At 73.9% G+C, this 17,010-nt stretch carries 15 protein-coding genes; 5 read left to right on the forward strand and 10 right to left on the reverse strand.

Features of this window, described 5'->3' with window-relative positions:
• Positions 1–2: 2 nt before the first annotated feature.
• The 9 genes from ABD234_RS04030 to ABD234_RS04070 all read right to left on the reverse strand — a co-directional run bounded on the left by ABD234_RS04030 (position 3) and on the right by ABD234_RS04070 (position 8,988).
• Entirely contained in the window at positions 3–1,106 is a 1,104-nt protein-coding gene (locus ABD234_RS04030) for a DegT/DnrJ/EryC1/StrS family aminotransferase (protein WP_344354174.1), read from the reverse strand.
• Entirely contained in the window at positions 1,103–1,771 is a 669-nt protein-coding gene (locus ABD234_RS04035) for an acyltransferase (RefSeq protein WP_344354176.1), read from the reverse strand. The genes ABD234_RS04030 and ABD234_RS04035 overlap by 4 nt, the downstream gene beginning before the upstream one ends.
• Positions 1,772–1,868: 97 nt before the next feature.
• Complete coding sequence (locus ABD234_RS04040; protein WP_344354177.1) at positions 1,869–2,918, reverse strand: acyltransferase family protein; 1,050 nt, start codon at positions 2,916–2,918, stop codon at positions 1,869–1,871.
• Positions 2,915–3,463, reverse strand: a complete 549-nt coding sequence (gene purE, locus ABD234_RS04045; protein WP_344354179.1) for a 5-(carboxyamino)imidazole ribonucleotide mutase — start codon at positions 3,461–3,463, stop codon at positions 2,915–2,917. Before purE ends, ABD234_RS04040 begins: the two co-directional genes overlap by 4 nt.
• Positions 3,460–4,659, reverse strand: a complete 1,200-nt coding sequence (locus ABD234_RS04050) for a 5-(carboxyamino)imidazole ribonucleotide synthase (RefSeq protein WP_425546774.1) — start codon at positions 4,657–4,659, stop codon at positions 3,460–3,462. The genes purE and ABD234_RS04050 overlap by 4 nt, the downstream gene beginning before the upstream one ends.
• A gap of 1 nt (position 4,660) precedes the next feature.
• The gene (locus tag ABD234_RS04055) at positions 4,661–6,115 is read right to left on the reverse strand and encodes an ATP-binding protein (RefSeq protein WP_084148502.1); all 1,455 of its coding nucleotides are present in this window, start codon (positions 6,113–6,115) and stop codon (positions 4,661–4,663) included.
• Positions 6,116–6,118: 3 nt separating this feature from the next.
• Complete coding sequence (locus ABD234_RS04060) at positions 6,119–6,814, reverse strand: response regulator transcription factor (RefSeq protein ID WP_038372958.1); 696 nt, start codon at positions 6,812–6,814, stop codon at positions 6,119–6,121.
• A gap of 83 nt (positions 6,815–6,897) precedes the next feature.
• Positions 6,898–8,043 carry an adenylate/guanylate cyclase domain-containing protein gene (locus ABD234_RS04065; protein WP_084148501.1) on the reverse strand — a complete coding sequence of 382 codons (1,146 nt, stop codon included), beginning with the start codon at positions 8,041–8,043 and terminating at the stop codon, positions 6,898–6,900.
• A gap of 93 nt (positions 8,044–8,136) precedes the next feature.
• Positions 8,137–8,988, reverse strand: a complete 852-nt coding sequence (locus ABD234_RS04070) for a biotin--[acetyl-CoA-carboxylase] ligase (RefSeq protein WP_344354184.1) — start codon at positions 8,986–8,988, stop codon at positions 8,137–8,139.
• 142 nt (positions 8,989–9,130) lie between these two features.
• Between ABD234_RS04070 and ABD234_RS04075 the strand changes: the two genes are divergently transcribed.
• The 5 genes from ABD234_RS04075 (at position 9,131) to ABD234_RS04095 (ending at position 15,406) form a co-directional block, all read left to right on the forward strand.
• On the forward strand, positions 9,131–10,720 hold the full coding sequence (locus tag ABD234_RS04075; RefSeq protein ID WP_038372836.1) for an acyl-CoA carboxylase subunit beta: 1,590 nt from the start codon (positions 9,131–9,133) through the stop codon (positions 10,718–10,720).
• On the forward strand, positions 10,717–11,022 hold the full coding sequence (locus tag ABD234_RS04080; protein ID WP_344354187.1) for an acyl-CoA carboxylase epsilon subunit: 306 nt from the start codon (positions 10,717–10,719) through the stop codon (positions 11,020–11,022). Before ABD234_RS04075 ends, ABD234_RS04080 begins: the two co-directional genes overlap by 4 nt.
• Before the next feature lie 50 nt (positions 11,023–11,072).
• Positions 11,073–12,746, forward strand: coding sequence for a DUF885 domain-containing protein (locus tag ABD234_RS04085; RefSeq protein ID WP_344354189.1), 1,674 nt, complete (start codon positions 11,073–11,075; stop codon positions 12,744–12,746).
• Positions 12,747–12,841: 95 nt separating this feature from the next.
• A complete protein-coding gene (locus ABD234_RS04090) occupies positions 12,842–13,501 on the forward strand; it encodes a Maf family protein (RefSeq protein WP_084148499.1) in 660 nt (219 codons plus the stop codon).
• Between the two features lie 129 nt (positions 13,502–13,630).
• Complete coding sequence (locus tag ABD234_RS04095; protein WP_344354191.1) at positions 13,631–15,406, forward strand: acetyl/propionyl/methylcrotonyl-CoA carboxylase subunit alpha; 1,776 nt, start codon at positions 13,631–13,633, stop codon at positions 15,404–15,406.
• A gap of 112 nt (positions 15,407–15,518) precedes the next feature.
• Here ABD234_RS04095 and ABD234_RS04100 read toward each other — a convergent pair whose 3' ends face one another.
• Positions 15,519–16,982, reverse strand: a complete 1,464-nt coding sequence (locus tag ABD234_RS04100; protein WP_344354193.1) for an NAD(P)H-quinone dehydrogenase — start codon at positions 16,980–16,982, stop codon at positions 15,519–15,521.
• Between the last annotated feature and the right edge of the window lie 28 nt (positions 16,983–17,010).

Genomic DNA, 17,010 nt, shown 5'->3' on the forward strand with positions numbered 1-17,010 from the left:
GCTCAGGCACCTGCCTTCGCCACGGTGTTCACGGCCTCGACGATGCGGTCGCGGTCCTCGTCGCTCACGCTGGGATGCACCGGGAGGGACAGCACCTCGCGGGCGAGCATCTCGGTCACCGGGAGGTCCAGCTCGAGCCCGTAGGAGGGGAGGCGGTGCACCGGGGTCGGGTAGTAGACCCCGCAGCCCACCTGGTGCTCCTCGCGCAGCGCGGTCGCGAAGGCGTCGCGCTCGGCGGCGGAGGCCCCCTCGATCCGGATCGTGTACTGGTGGTAGACGTGCGTGGCCTGCTCGCGCACGACCGGGGTGGTCACGCCCTCCAGGTGGGCGTCGAAGTGGGCGGCGAGCTCCTGGCGGCGCGCCGTCCAGGCCGGGAGCTTCGTCAGCTGCACCCGGCCGATGGCGGCATGGATGTCGGTCATGCGGTTGTTGAAGCCGGCGATCTCGTTCGCGTACTGCTTCTCCATGCCCTGGTTGCGCAGCAGACGCATCTGCCGGGCGATCTCCGGGCCGTCGCAGGAGACCATGCCGCCCTCGCCGCTGGTCATGTTCTTCGTCGGGTAGAGCGAGAACATGCCGAAGGTCCCGAACGTCCCCACCTGCGCACCGTCCCAGGTGGCGCCGTGCGCCTGGGCGGCGTCCTCGGCCACCCACAGGCCGTGGCGCTGGGCGATATCGACGATCGCGTCCATCGGCGCCGGGTGGCCGTACAGGTGGACGGGCTGGATGCCGACGGTCCGCTCGGTGATCGCGGCCTCGATCGCGGCGGGGTCGATGCAGAAGGTGTCGGGGTCGACGTCGACGAAGACGGGCACGGCCCCGCACACCGCGACGGCGTTGGCGGTCGCGGCGAAGGTGAAGGAGGGGACGATGACCTCGTCGCCGGGCTTCAGCCCCGCGGCCAGCAGGCCGAGGTGCTGCCCGGAGGTCCCGGAGTTCACGGCGACGCATTCGCGCCCGCCGGCGAGCTGGGCGGAGAACTCCTGCTCGAAGGCGGCGACCTCGGGGCCCTGGGCGACCATGCCGGAGGCGAGCACGCGGTCGACCGCGTCGCGCTCCTCCTGGCCGATGAGGGGGCGGGCTGCGGGGATCATGGCTCGGGTCATCGGGCGGCTTCCTCGGGATCGGGGGAATCGGGGCTGGTGGTGGTGGCGTCCTGGGCGAGGGCGAGCCCTCCGGTGGTCTCGTCCGGCACGTACCACTCGCCGGTGGTCGGGCAGACCCAGGAGTCGGTGCCGTCGGAGGCCGGCTCCAGGGGCTCGCCGGCCCGGCCCACCCAGGCGATGCGCTTGGCGGGGACGCCGGCGACCAGGGCGTGCGGGGGGACGTCCTTGGTGACGGTCGCCCCGGCGGCCACCAGCGACCAGGCGCCGATGCGCACGGGCGCCACGCACACGGCGCGGGCGCCGATCGAGGCGCCCTGCTCGATGGTCACGCCCACGGGCTCCCAGTCGTGCGCGGACTTCGGGCTGAGGTCCGGGTTCACCGCGCGCGGGAAATGGTCGTTGGTCAGCACCACGGCGGGGCCGATGAACACGCCCTCGGCCAGGGAGGCCGGCTCGTAGACCAGCGCATAGTTCTGCACCTTGCAGCCGGCGCCCAGACGCACGCCGGAGCCGATGTACGCCCCGCGGCCGATCACGCAGTCCTCGCCGATCCGGGCATCCTCGCGGACCTGCGCCAGGTGCCAGATGCTCGAGCCGGCGCCGATGCTCGCGGATTCCGCGACATCCGCTCCGGCGGCCACGCGGTACGGAGGCTTCTCATTCATGAGGCCGACGATACCGCGCCGGAACGGGAGATTCCGGGACCCACGACCCGCGATCGCGATGCTGGTCTGGGGCGTCCGTCACCGGCGCCGTGCCGCGTCATGGCGCCGCGAGCACCCACCGTGGACCCCAGCGAGCGAGGACGCGACTCACCAGGAGCGACACCACCACCGCCAGGACGGTGACACCGGGGACCAGCAGAAGGCCCGCCGAGGCGGAGCCGGCCACGGCAGAGGCGAGCGCGCTGTCCCGCCACAGCACGACGACTGCGGAGACGACCAGCGGATGAACGAGGTAGATCACCAGCGTCCGGCTGCCGATCTGACGCCCCAGCGCCGCGATCCATCGCACCCGCGCCGCGCACGCAGCGACAGCGACCGCACCGATGATCCCGCTCCCTGCCGCGAGAAGGACGAGCAGACGCCGCGGCACGTACGACAGATCGAGCACCTGCAGCGCGACGGCAGTCGGGGAGAAGACGAGGATGCAGACGATGGCCAGCGCTGGGCGGGGCGCACCGCCCATGCTCAACAGCCGTTCTCGCAGGACCGCCCCGCTGGCGAACCACACGAGGTACTCGGTGATCCGGCGCGTCCCCACGGCGATGGCGCTGACCGGTCCAGCGTCCTGGAGCACCTCCTGGAGCATCGGCCCGAGCATGAAGGCCGACGCCGAGGCGATGAGGAGAACGCGCGGACGGCGCAGCCCGAACCTCGTCAGGAGGAAGAGGACCGGAAGCACGGCGATGAACCAGTACGGGGAATTCAGGACGACGATCCCACGCAGAGCCGACCAGATCCCGCCCTCGGGGTCCTGCGGCGTGTACCGCGGCCAGGTCGTCAGGGCGAACACCACGCTCCAGAGCAGATAGGGCCAGAGCATGTCGGCGATCCGGGGGCGCCGGACCCGGCTCCACGGTCGCCGCAGCGCGCCGGTGGCGAGCATTCCCGAGAGCACGAAGAACAGGGGCATCCTCAACGGGACGAGGACGTTGTTGCCGGCCAGCCACCAGGCACCGTAGCTCGAATACTCCCCAGGCAGCAGATCGGCCGAGGCGCCGGCGCCCACGTGGTAGAGGACCACGAGCACGATCGTCGCACCGCGCGCGATATCGACCCATGCTGTGCGCGCCGGCGCCGCGTCGCTCACCGCGAGGCGCGCAGCGTCTCGCCCTTGCGCAGGGCGATCTCGCGCAGCTCCTCCTGGAAGGCGACCATCCGCGACCGCAGGGCCGCGGCCTGCTCATCGGCCCCGGCGGCGAGGATGCGGGCGGCGAGCAGGCCGGCGTTGCGGGCTCCGCCGATCGACACGGTCGCCACCGGGACGCCCGCGGGCATCTGCACGATCGAGAGCAGGGAGTCCATCCCGTCGAGATGCTTGAGGGGCACGGGCACGCCGATCACCGGCAGCGGGGTGAGGGAGGCGAGCATGCCCGGCAGGTGGGCGGCCCCGCCGGCGCCGGCGATCACCGCGCGCAGCCCGCGGTCGGCGGCGCTGCGGCCCCAGGCGACCATGTCCTCGGGCATGCGATGCGCGGAGATCACCTCGACGGAGACGGGCACGTCGAACTCGGCGAGCGCCTCCTCCGCGGCCCGCATGACGGGGTAGTCGGAGTCCGAGCCCATCACGATGCCGACGAGCGGCGTCGCAGCGGCGAGGGCGGCCTCGTCGCGAGGGGTGTCCGGGGTGCTCATGCCTGCTCCTGGGGGTCCGGGCCCTGCGGGCCGCCGATGATGATGCGCTCGGCGCGGTGGGCGCGCTCGAGCAGCTCGGCGGCGTCGTCGCCGAGCAGGGTCACGTGGCCGACCTTCCGGCCCGGGCGCACGCCCTTGCCGTAGAGGTGGACCTTGATCTCGGGATCCTCGCCGAGGGCCTCGCGGGCGCCGGCGGCGAGGTCCTCGCGCGGGCCGCCGAGGAGGTTGACCATCACGGCGACCGGCGCGCGCGGGGCGGTCGCCCCCAGCGGGAGATCCGCGACGGCGCGCAGGTGCTGCTCGAACTGCCCGGTCACCGCGCCGTCCATCGACCAGTGGCCGGTGTTGTGGGGGCGCATGGCGAGCTCGTTGACGAGCACGTCGCCCTCGGCCGTCTCGAACAGCTCGACGGCGAGCATGCCCGCGACGTCGAGGTCTGCGGCGATGTCCAGGGCGAGCTGCTGGATGCGCTCCTGGGCGGCGTCGTCGAGATCGGGCGCCGGGGCCACGACCTCGTAGCAGACCCCGTCCTTCTGCACGGACTGGACGACGGGGTAGGCGACGGCCTCGCCCCCGGGGCGCCGGGCGACCTGGGCGGAGAGCTCGCGGCGGTAGGCGACGAGCTCCTCGACGAGCAGCTCGGGGAAGTCGGCGAACCAGTCCTGGACCTCCTGGGCGGAGCGGACGATCCGCACGCCGTGGCCGTCGTAGCCGCCGCGGGGGGTCTTCACCACGACCTGGCCCCCGGCCTCGTCGATCGCCGCGTCGAGGGCGGCGGCATCGGCCGCGCGCCACCAGCGCGGGCAGGGGTGGCCCCCGGCGGTGAGGCGCTCGCGCATGACCAGCTTGTCCTGGGCGTGGACGAGGGCGCCCGGGCCGGGGCGCACCGCGGCCAGGGCGTCGGCCCCGATCCCGTCGAGGATCGCGGTGGGCACGTGCTCGTGGTCGAAGGTCACGACGTCGACCTCCGCGGCGAGGGCGCGCACGGCCTCCTCGTCGTCATGGCGGCCCTGGCGCACCGAGGCGCTGACCTGGGCGGCGCTCTCCTGGGCGGAGGTGGCCAGGACGCGCAGCGGCAGCCCCAGCTCGATCGCCGGGCCGATCATCATGCGGGCGAGCTGCCCGGCGCCGACCACGCCGATGCGCACGGGAGAGGGAGCGTCGCTGGAGGGGGATGCAGAAGTCACGCGCGCCATTCTAGGCGGGCCGGTCCGCGCTCTCCTCGCCGTCCGCGCCGCCGCGGGCGCGGGAGGCGCTGCCGGCCCGATCGGCCGGGCGGCGATCCCCCAGACGGCTGGCCCCGTGGGGACGGCGCCGGCCGCGGCGGGAGACGACCCCGCCCTGCGGCAGGGTACCGAGGTCGTCGCTGTCGCTCTGGCCGCCGATCTCGGGACCGCTCTCCTCGCCCGGGGCGGAGATGAGGAACACCCCGAAGGTGGCGGGGCGCTCGGAGAGCAGCTCGAGGCGGCCGCCGTCGTCCTCGACGAGGGTGCGGGCCAGGGCGAGGCCGACGCCCGTCCCGCGCGAGCTGCGCCCGGAGACGGAGCGCTCGAACACGCGCTTGCCCAGGGCCGGGTCGATGCCCTCCCCCTCGTCGGAGACCTCGACCACCGTGGAGTGGTCGTTGCGGCGCACCTTGACCAGGGTCCGGCCGCCGCCGTGGGCGAGGGAGTTCTCCACGAGCGTGGCCACCACCTGGGTGAGCGGTCCCGAGGAGCCCCAGACGGCCGCGGAGCGCGGCACCTGGATGCGCAGCTCGCGCCCGGCGGCGCGGAAGGCCGGGGACCACTCCTCGCTCTGCTGGGTGAGCAGCGTCCGCAGCTCGACGACGCCGGGGCTGCGGCGCTGGGAGGAGCGGGGGGCGTTGATGAGGTCGTGGACGACCTCGGTGAGGCGGTCGATCTGCTCGAGGGAGATCCGCGCCTCCTCGCGCACCCACTCCTCCGAGCTGGTCGCGAGGATCTCGTCCAGGCGCATCGACAGCGCGGTCAGCGGCGTGCGCAGCTGGTGGGAGGCGTCCGAGGCGAGGCGGCTCTCGGCCTCGAGCCGCTCGGTGAGCTGGGCGCCGGAGTGGGCGAGCTCCTCCGCCACGGTGTCGATCTCGGCGATGCCGCTGGGCTCCCAGCTGCCGCGGGCGCGGCCGCTGCCGAGCTCCTCGGCGCGGCGGGTGAGCCGCGCCAGCGGGGCGCTGAGGCGCTGGGCCTGCCACAGCGCCACGGAGATGCCGATCGAGACGGTGGACAGGCCGGCGACGATGATCATCACCCAGGCGCCGGCGGTCTCCGCGCGGACATCCGACTTCGGGATCGAGACGGAGATCGACTGGCCCTGGGTGCCCAGCGTGGAGACGGTCAGGCTGTCGTCCCCGGGATCCTGGCCGGCGGTGACCGTGTTGTTGTCCAGGGTGACCACGATGTAGAGCGAGTACCGCGGCTCGGCGTCCACGAACTCCTGCAGGAGCGCCTCATCGATCGGCTCGTCCTTGGCGAGGCTGGTCTCGGTCGCCGTGGCGACCTTGCCCACGATGGACGAGACGTCGCTCGCCACCCGCAGCTCCGTGGAGTTCAGCCAGGAGCCCGCCAGCGGGATGCCGAGCATCGTCACCGCCAGGAGGACAGTGATGATGGTCGCCTGGAGGACGCGCTGGCGCACGCCTCAGCTCCCGGCGCCGGTCTCGAACCGGAACCCGACCCCTCGCACGGTGGTGATCCGCAGCGGGTTGGTGGCGTCGTCGCCCAGCTTGCGGCGCAGCCACGAGATGTGCATGTCCAGCGTCTTGGTCGAGCCCCACCACTCGGCGCCCCAGACCTCGCGCATGAGGTCGTCGCGGGTCACCACGCTGCCGGCCTCCCGCACGAGCACGGTGAGCAGGTCGTACTCCTTGGCGGAGAGGCTGAGCTCCTCGCCGTCGGCGTAGGCCCGGCGCGCGGAGACGTCCAGGGACACCCCGTTGACGTCGAAGCTGTCGCTGGACTCCTCGACGCTCTGGGTGCGCCGCAGCAGCGCGCGGATGCGGGCCTGCAGCTCCCCCAGCCGGAACGGCTTGGTGACGTAGTCGTCCGCCCCGGCGTCCAGACCGACGACGGCGTCGACCTCGTCGGCGCGGGCGGTGAGGATGAGGATCGGCGACTCGAGCCCTCCCTTGCGCAGGCGCCGGGCGACCTCGAGGCCGTCGAGGTCCGGCAGCCCGAGGTCCAGGATGACCACGTCGATCCCGTCCCCCGCGGCGGCGATCGCAAGGGCGTCCACCCCGCGCGAGGCACGTGTGACGGTGTATCCCTCACGGTCGAGCGCCCGCGAGAGCGGTTCTGCGATTGCCGAGTCGTCCTCGACCAGTAGAAGTCGTGTCACGCCGTCCATCCTAGTTCCTGCTCTCCGCGCGGGCCCTGGGCCACGTGCCGTGCTCGGTGCCGTTCAGCATCGCATGCCGCGGCTCAGAACCCCATGTTCAGGGGCGGCGAGGAGCCGCGACGCAGCTCCACGGTGCGCACGGGCCCGATCCCGTGCAGGTCGATCTCGTCGCGCTCGGTCGCCTCGAAACCGCCGGGCAGGGCCTCCGCGACCGCCTGCGCGGTGTCGTGGTCCACCAGCACCCGTCCCGGCGCGGCGACGGACTCCAGCCGGGCGGCGAGGTTCACCGTCGGCCCGAAGACGTCCCCATAGCGGGAGAACATCGACCCCCAGGCGAAGCCGACGCGGGCCGGGGGCAGCACCTCGTCGTCGCCGATCGCCTCGGCGAGGCTCACCGCGATCTGGGCGCCGTCCTCGGGCGTGTCGGCGATGAACATGATCTCGTCGCCGACGGTCTTGACCACGCGCCCGCCGCCGACGGAGATGATGTCGCGGCAGGTGATCTCGAAGCGGCTGACGACGTCGGCCAGCTCGTCCCCCGCGAGCTTGCGCGAGAGCTTGGTGAACTGCACCAGGTCGGCGAAGCCGACGGCCCGGTGCAGCGGGAACAGCTCGTCGGTGCCGCCCATGCCGGAGGTCTGCAGGATCTCGGAGCCGGCGCGCGCCGCATAGGCGGCCAGCTGGCGCCGGAAGGTGTACATCACCTGCGCCTCGAGGGTCTCCAGCAGCTGCGGGAGCCGGTCCAGCATGGCCTGGCGGGCGTGCGCGTCGTCCAGGCCCTCCTCGATCTTCCCCTCCTCCACCAGGGCCTCGGTGATCCACATGGCCAGGCGTCCCATGTGGAATCCCAGCCCCCGCGAGATGTTCGTGAAGGCCCGCTCCGAGATCTCCCCGCCCTCCACCATCGCAGCCAGATCGCCGATGGCCTGGGCGTCCTCCTCGGTGAAGACGGCGGTGTCGTCGTCCACCGAGGAGAAGCCCAGCGAGCGCCAGTACACCGAGGTCAGGCGCGGGTCCACCCCCTGCTCGAGGGCGAGGTCGCGGCGGCTGTGGGTGCGCGATCCCTGCAGCAGGGCGCGCTCGATCGCGCCGACGCTGCGGCGCACGGCCGCGTAGCGCCGGTTCAGCGCGATGGCATCGGCCTGGTCGGGGCCGCCCTCGGAGGCCGACGCGGCCTCTGCGGGGTCGGGGCCGAGCCGATGGAGGCCCGGGTCGGGGTCGGTGGTCACGAATGCGCTCCTGCGGTGCTCTCCGGGGTCCGTGGGGGCGGACCCGTCCGTTCTCCGTGCTGCTCTGCTGCTCTGGTCCTGGGGTCCGTGGGGTCACCCGGTCCGGTCGGCGAGGCCTGCGTGCAGGACATCGCCGACGTCGACCGGCGTGCGCACGCCGGTCGGGTCCTGGACGACCAGCCGGCCCGACGGGTCGATCTCGAGGGCGCGGCCTGTCAGCTCCTGCGCGTGCGGGGCGCCGGGCCCGCGCGCACCGAGGGGCTGGATCCGCACCTCTCGCCCCAGTGTGACACAGCTCATACCGTAGGAGGCGCGGAGCCCTGCGGCCTCGGCATCCCCGGCGGCCTCCTCCAGCTGGGCGGTGCGCCGCGCGAGGGCCTCGGCGAGGGCCTCGGCCAGCGTCCGGGCGAGAGCATCGGCCGAGGTCGGGGCGGGGATGCCGGACCGGGCGAGCAGTCCGTCCGCCCCCAGCAGCCAGGCCGCCTCCAGCGGCGCGCCCTGCGCGTCCCGCACCGGGCCCCGCAGATTCGTGCCGATGCCGATCAGCACCGTATCCCTCTCCCGCGCCTCCACGAGGATGCCGCTCAGCTTCCGGTCGCCCGCGGCGAGCACGTCGTTGGGCCATTTGAGGCCGAGGCCCGCCGCCGCCCGCAGGCCGGGGGCCGCCTCCTCGAGCGCGTCGAGCGCCGCCAGCCCGGCGGCCAGCGGGATCCAGCTGCGCGCCGGGGCCGGCAGCGTCGTGCGCAGGGCGAGGGTGAGGGCGAGGCCGTCGCCGGGCGGCGCGATCCAGGCGCGGCCCAGGCGGCCGCGTCCCCCGTGCTGGTCCGTGGTGGCGACGGCGAGCGGCAGATCCGCGCCCGCCGCGGCCCGGCGCGCCGCCTCGTCCTGGGTCGAGGCGACCCGGTCCCTCCACAGCAGCGCGGGGCGTGGTCGCGGATCGGTCATGGGCCAGCTCATCTCCTCGGCAGCGTCTGCCTTCTCACGGCAGGCGCGCCCCGCCGTCGGATCGGCAGGGCGCGCGGACATCGGTAACGTAGTATCCCCTCCGAACTCTCAGCCACCCGGGCAACCGGTCCAAGGAGGCCACGTGACCGACACGCCGACGCCGCTCACCACCGCGCAGCGCCTGCAGGACCTGCGCGATCGCGAGCAGCGAGCCGTGACGACCGCCGGCGAGGTGGCCGTTCGCAAGCAGCACGACCGCGGCAAGAAGACCGCCCGCGAACGCATCGCCGACCTGCTGGACGACGGCTCCTTCGTCGAGACGGACCGGTTCGTCCGCCATCAGTCGCACTCCTTCGGCATCGACGCCAAGCGCCCCGAGGGCGACGGCATCGTCACCGGCTACGGGACCATCGACGGCCGCCAGGTCTGCGTGTACTCGCAGGACTTCACGGTCTTCGGCGGCTCGCTGGGCGAGGCCCACGGCCGCAAGATCCAGAAGATCCAGGATCTCGCCCTGTCCACGGGCGTGCCGATCATCGGCATCCTCGACGGCGGCGGCGCCCGCATCCAGGAGGGCGTGGCCTCCCTGGCCATGTTCGCCGGGATCATGCGCCGCAACACCCGCGCCTCCGGCGTGATCCCGCAGATCTCGCTGGTGATGGGCCCGGCCGCGGGCGGCGCCGTCTACTCCCCCGCCCTGACCGACGTGATCGTCATGGTGGAGAAGACCTCCCACATGTTCATCACGGGGCCCGACGTGATCCGCACCGTGACCGGGGAGGACGTCGGCTTCGAGGAGCTGGGCGGCGCGCACACGCACTCCACCCGCTCCGGCGTGGCGCACTACATGGCCCCGGACGAGTCCGAGGCGATCGAGTACGTCAAGGACCTGCTGTCCTACCTGCCGGCCAACACCCTCTCGAACGCGCCGGCCTACCCCATCGCCTACGACGAGGCCCCGGGTCCCGAGGACCGCGCGCTGGACACGCTGATCCCCGACTCCCCCAACCAGCCCTACGACATGCTCACCGCGATCCGCGCCGTGCTGGACGACGGCGAGTTCCTCGAGGTGCAGCCGCTGTTCGCGCAGAACGTGATCGTCGGCTTCGGCCGGGTCGAGGGGCGCAGCGTCGGCATCATCGCCAACCAGCCCAGCCACTTCGCCGGCACGCTGGACATCGACGCCTCCGAGAAGGCGGCCCGCTTCGTGCGGATGTGCGACTCCTTCAACGTGCCGGTGGTCACCTTCGTGGACACCCCGGGCTTCCTCCCGGGCACCGGGCAGGAGTACGACGGCATCATCCGCCGCGGCGCCAAGCTGCTGTACGCGTACTCCGAGGCCACGGTCCCGCTGGTGACCGTCATCACCCGCAAGGCGTACGGCGGCGCGTACATCGTGATGGGCTCCAAGGACCTCGGGGCCGATGTCAACCTCGCCTGGCCCACCGCGCAGATCGCCGTGATGGGCGCCCAGGGCGCGGTGAACATCCTGCACCGGCAGGACCTGCGCACCGTGCAGGCCGAGGGCGGCGACGTCGAGGCCGAGCGCGCACGCCTGCAGGGCGAGTACGAGGAGCAGTTCGCCACCCCGTACCTCGCCGCGGAGCGCGGCTGGATCGACGACGTCATCGAGCCCTCCCAGACCCGCCTGAAGATCGCCCAGGCGCTGCGGGCCCTGCGCACCAAGCGCGAGACCCTGCCGACCAAGAAGCACGGGAACATCCCGCTGTGAGCGCGGCATCGCAGGACGGCGCCCCCGCCCCGCAGGGCGGGCCCGCCGGGGACGGCGCGACCCCGAGCCCGGCGGACGTCCGCCTGGTCAAGGGGCACCTGAGCGACAGCGAGCTCGCCGCGGTGGCCGTGGTCGTCTCGGCCATGAGCGTGACCAGCCGCGTCGAGGCGCACGAGCGCCAGCTCGCCCAGCGCTACGCCGGCACCGGCGACGGCTGGACGGACCCCGTCCACCGCATCGCGGGCGCCCATCGGCTGCGGCGGCTGCCCTCCGAGAGCGCCTGGCAGTTCGCGGACCGCTGACCGCCCCGCCACCTGCACCCGGGCCGCCCCGTCCCACTAGAGTGGCCCCCATGGCCGACACCTCCCCCCGCAGCTCCAGCCCGCTCGACGCCCTCGCCGACGCCTACGTCGAGGAGGTCGCCCGGCGCGATCCCTTCGCCGCCACCACGCTGGGGATCAGCGGGCACGACGCGGAGGTCACCGACTTCTCCCCCGCGGCCTTCGCCGAGCGCACCGATGCGGCCCGGGAGCTGCTGGCCCGCATCGCCGAGGTGCCCGACGCCGACGCCACCGATGCGGTCACCCGCGCGGCCCTGCAGGAGCGCCTGGGCCTGGAGATCGAGCTCGCCGAGCGCCGCCTGGACGCCTCGGCCGTGAACAACCTCGCCTCGACCCTGCAGCTGCGCGACGTCTTCGACCTCATGCCGACCGACACCGCCGAGGACTGGGAGGTCATCTCCGAGCGGCTCGCCGGCGTGCCGCGGTCCCTGGCCGGCTGGGCCGAGTCCCTGCGGGAGGCCGCCGAGCACGGGGCCTGCTCGGCCCACCGGCAGCTGCGCCTCGGCGCCGAGCAGGCCCGCGGGTACGCCGCCGAGGACGGATTCTTCGCGACCTTCGCCGCCTCCGCCGTCGGCGACGACGCCCAGCGCGCCCGGGCCGCCGAGGCCGCCCGCTCCGCCGCGCAGGGATACCGCGACATCGCCGACGTGCTCGAGTCGCTGGTCGATCGGGCGCCCGAGGCCGACGCCGTGGGCCGGGAGACCTACGCCCTGTGCTCGCGCGTGTTCCTCGGCTCCGAGGTCGACCTCGAGGAGACCTATAACTGGGGCATCGAGGAGCTGGGCCGCATCGTCGCCGAGCAGGAGGAGGTCGCCGCGCGCATCAACGCGCGCGCCGGCAACGACGGCGGCCGCTCGGTGCAGGCCGCCCGCGCCGCCCTGGACGCCGACCCGGCCCGGATCCTGCACGGCACCGAGGCCCTGCGCGCCTGGATGCAGGAGCTGTCCGACACGGCCCTGACCGAGCTCGCCGGCACGCATTTCGACATCCCGGAGCCGCTGCGGCGCCTCGAGTGCCGGATCGCCGCCACGGGATCCGGCGGCATCTACTACACCGGCCCCAGCGAGGACCTCACCCGCGCCGGCCGCATGTGGTGGGACGTGCCCGCCGGCACCACCGAGTTCCGCACCTGGTCCGAGACCACGACCGTCTACCACGAAGGCGTCCCCGGCCACCACCTGCAGGTGGGCACGCAGACGATGCAGGCATCGGCCCTGAACCGCTGGCGGGCCCTGCTGTGCTGGGTCTCCGGGCACGGCGAGGGCTGGGCGCTGTACGCCGAGCGGCTGATGGCGCAGCTGGGCTATCTCGACGACGACGGCGACCGGATGGGCATGCTCGACGCCCAGCGCATGCGCGCCGGCCGCGTCGTGCTGGACATCGGCTTCCACCTGGGGCTGCCGATGCCCACGGGCCTCGAGGCGGCCGACGGGGGCGCCTGGACCTACGAATCCGCCTGGGACTTCATGAGCGCCCACTGGGGCATCGACGAGGCCCAGCAGCGTTTCGAGCTGCACCGCTACCTGGGCTGGCCGGGGCAGGCGCCCTCGTACAAGATCGGCCAGCGCGAGTGGGAGACGCTGCGCGGGGACATCGTCGGCGACGGCGACCCCCGCGACTTCCACCGCCGCGCCCTCGAGCTGGGCAGCCTGCCGCTGTCGGTGCTGCGCACCGCCCTGACCTGAGCCTCCCCACCCGATCCGAGCCGACCGGCGCCGGCCCCGACCGGTGCCGGTCCGCCCCGCCCTCCCGCACCCCTCACCCGATCCGGATGGAGACCATGGACGACGCCCTGACCCCCGAGACCGATTCCCTCCCCCTGCTGCTGCTCGGCTCGGCCTCCCCCGGCCGCCGCGACACCCTCGAGCGGGCGGGCCTCGAGTTCGACGTGCTGCCCGCGGACCTGGACGAGGAGGCGATCCTCGCGCGCGCCGGCGACCTCGAGCCGGTCGAGCAGGTGCTCCTGCTGGCCCGGGAGAAGGCGAGCGCCGTCACCGCCGCGAGCGAGGGCGGGTACGTGGTCCTGGGCTGCGACTCCATGCTGGAGATCGACGGCGAGGTGGTCGGCAAGCCCCACACCGCCGAGGCCGCCATCGAGCGCTGGCGCTCGCTGCGCGGCCGTACCGGCGTGCTGCACTCCGGCCACTGGATCGTGGACGACCGCGACGCGGAGGACGAGGGCACCGGGGCGACGTTCGGCGCGACCGCGAGCTGCGAGATCACCTTCGCGCAGCTGTCCGACGAGGAGATCGAGGCCTACGTCGCCACCGGCGAGCCGCTCGAGGTGGCCGGCGGCTTCACCATCGACGGGCGCGGCGGGCCGTTCGTCGAGTCCGTCACGGGCGACCCGCACGCCGTGGTCGGCCTGTCCCTCCCCCTGCTGCGCCGTCTGCTCGCGGAGATCGGGATCGGCGTCCACGAGCTGTGGCGGGAGGACTGACCCCCGGCGCCGCGCCCCGGCGCGCGTGATCCTCGCCGCGTGCCGCGACGGGCGCGGGCGCGCCCGGCACGGCACGCTCGGGCCCCGTATTAGACTCGGGGTTCTGTCGACATCCGGAAGGACCGCTTGATGGCCGCTCGTCCCACTCCGCACCGCCCGTTCCGCTCGGTGCTCATCGCCAACCGCGGGGAGATCGCGGTGCGCATCGCTCGAGCATGCAAGGACGCAGGGCTGCGGTCCATCGCGGTCTACGCCGATCCCGATCGCAGCGCCCTGCACACCACCATCGCGGACGAGGCCTGGGCGCTCGGCGGCACCACCGCCGCGAACTCGTACCTCGTCGTCGACAAGCTGCTGGACATCGCCCAGCGCTCCGGCGCCGAGGCGATCCATCCCGGCTACGGGTTCCTCTCCGAGCGCGCCGACTTCGCGCAGGCCGTCATCGACGCCGGCCTGGTGTGGATCGGCCCGCCGCCGGAGGCGATCGAGAAGCTGGGCGACAAGGTCTCCGCCCGCCACATCGCGCAGAAGGCCGGCGCCCCGCTGGTCGCCGGCACCAAGGACCCGGTCGCCGGCAGCGACGAGGTCGTCGAGTTCGCCCGCGAGCACGGCCTGCCCATCGCGATCAAGGCGGCCTTCGGCGGCGGCGGCCGCGGCCTCAAGGTCGCCCGCGCCGAGTCCGAGGTGCGCGAGCTGTTCGACTCCGCGGTGCGCGAGGCGACGGCCGCCTTCGGCCGCGGCGAGTGCTTCGTCGAGCGCTACCTGGACTCCCCGCGGCACGTGGAGACCCAGTGCCTGGCCGACTCCCACGGCAACGTCCAGGTCGTCTCCACCCGCGACTGCTCCCTGCAGCGTCGCCATCAGAAGCTCGTCGAGGAGGCGCCCGCGCCCTTCCTCACCGACCAGCAGAACGCGCAGCTGGTCTCCTCGTCCAAGGCGATCCTCAAGGAGGCCGGGTACATCGGCGCCGGCACCTGCGAGTTCCTCGTCGGCGCCGACGGCACCATCTCCTTCCTCGAGGTGAACACGCGCCTGCAGGTCGAGCACCCCGTGACCGAGGAGGTCGCGGGCGTGGACCTGGTGCGCGAGCAGTTCCGCATCGCCGCCGGCGAGGAGATCTCCCCGGTGGATCCGATCGCCCGCGGGCACTCCTTCGAGTTCCGCATCAACGGCGAGGACGCCGGCCGCGGCTTCCTCCCCTCCCCCGGTCCGGTGCAGCGCTTCGAGGCGCCCTTCGGCCCCGGTGTGCGTGTGGACTCCGGCGTCCGCTCCGGCGACGAGGTCTCCGGCGCGTTCGACTCCATGCTCGCCAAGCTCATCGTCACCGGCGCCACCCGCCAGGAGGCGCTCGAGCGCTCGCGGCGGGCGCTGGCGGAGTTCACCGTCGAGGGCCTGCCCACGGTGCTGCCCTTCCACCGTCTCGTGGTCGAGGACCCGGCCTTCGCGCCGGAGGATCCGGCCGCGCCCTTCGAGGTCCATACCCGCTGGATCGAGACCGAGTTCGACGGCGAGATCCCGCCCGGCCCGCTCCCCGCCCCGGGGGAGGACCCGGAGGGCCGCGAGGCCGTGGTGGTCGAGGTCGACGGCCGCCGCGTCGAGGTCAGCCTGCCGGCCTCGCTGCGCGCCCCCGCCGCCCCGGTCGCCCAGCGCCGCAAGCGCGCCCACCGCGAGGCCACGGCCAGCGCGAGCGGCAACTCCGTGAGCGCGCCGATGCAGGGCACGATCGTCAAGGTGATGGTCGAGGACGGCCAGCACGTGGCCGACGGCGACCTGCTGCTCGTGCTCGAGGCGATGAAGATGGAGCAGCCCATCACCGCGCACCGCTCGGGCGTGGTCACGAACCTCGACGCCGAGGTCGGCGCGACCGTCTCGGCCGGCGCCGCGCTCTGCGCGATCGAGGACTGACCTCCGCTCCGCCCACCTGCTCGAGCTCCCCCGGGGGCGCGGGGCCGTCGCGACGGCCCTGCGCCCCCTGCGTCGGTCCCGGTCGACCTGCGCCGGACAGGGTCATGCGACCTCAGTCGAACAGGGACATGGCGACCTGGCGGGAGGCCTCGGCCAGCGAACCGCTGAGCGAGGGGTACACCGTCGAGGAGCTCGCGAGCTGGTCGGCCGTGAGCCGGTGGGTGACGGCCACGGTGATGGGGTGGATGAGCTCGCTCGCCCGCGGCGCCACGACGACCCCGCCGAGGACCGTGAGCGACCCGGGGCGGACGATCAGCTTCACGAAGCCCTCGCGGATCCCCTGCATCTTCGCGCGCGGGTTCGTGCTCAGCGGGTAGGTGCGCACCTCCCCCGCCACGCGCGCCTCGGCGACGTCCTGCTCGCTCACGCCGATCACCGCGATCTCGGGGCTGGTGAACACGGCCGATGCCACCTGCGCGCTGATCAGCGGGTGCACCGCCTCGCCGAGGGCGTGGTGCATGGCGGTGCGTCCCTGGATCGCGGCGACCGAGGCCAGCGGGTACACGCCCGTGCAGTCCCCGGCCGCGTACACCCCGCGCACCGAGGTGCGCGAGACGCGGTCCGTCTCGATGTGGCCGCCGGGGCGCAGGCGCACCCCGCACTCCTCGAGGCCCAGCCCCGCGGTCGAGGGGATCGCGCCGAGGGCCATCAGCACGTGGCTGCCGCGGATCTCCTCGCCGCCCTCGAGGGTGACGACCACCCCGTCGCCCTCGCGCCGGGCCCCGGCGGCCCGCGAGCGGGAGCGCACCGTGACCCCGCGACGGCGGAAGGCGTCCTCGAGGACGCCGGCGGCGTCGCGGTCGGTGCCGGGCAGCACCTGGTCGCGGGAGGAGACGAGGGTGACCTCGCTGCCGAGGGCCCGGTAGGCGCTGGCGAACTCCGCCCCGGTCACGCCCGATCCGACGACGATCAGGTGGGAGGGCAGCTCCTCCAGCTCGTACAGCTGCGTCCAGGTGAGGATCCGCTCGCCGTCCGGCGGGGCGGATTCGAGGATGCGGGGCCGGGCGCCGACGGCGAGCAGCACGGCATCGGCCTCGAGACGCTCCTGCTGCCCCTGCGCATCGGTGACCTCCACCTGTCCCGGGGCGGCGAGGCGGCCCGTCCCGGCGAGGATCCGCACCCCGGCCTCCTCGAGGGCGGCGCGGATGTCCAGGGACTGCGCCCGGGCCAGGCGGCGCACCCGCGCGTTGACCGCGCCCAGGTCGACGGTCAGGGCCCCGGTCGCGGGGCTGCCGGCGGTGTCGGCGTCGCGGATCCCCAGCGCCCCGGAGCCGGCGACGAGGTCCAGCACATCGGCCGTGGCGATGAGGGTCTTGGAGGGCACCACGTCGGTGAGGACGGCCGCGCCGCCCAGGCCCGCATCGGCCACCACGCTCACCTGCGCGCCCAGCCGTGCCGCCGTCAGCGCGGCCTCGTAGCCGCCGGGCCCGCCGCCGATGACGACGACCCGGGGACGCTCCGCGGAGGCCGTGATCCGGTCGGGGGACGGGGGGATGGCGGTGCTGGAGTCGCTCACTCCCCCATTGTGTCGCAGCGTGTCCTGA

Origin of the sequence: Brachybacterium phenoliresistens, from assembly GCF_039530785.1 — a bacterium.
GTDB lineage: Bacteria > Actinomycetota > Actinomycetes > Actinomycetales > Dermabacteraceae > Brachybacterium > Brachybacterium phenoliresistens.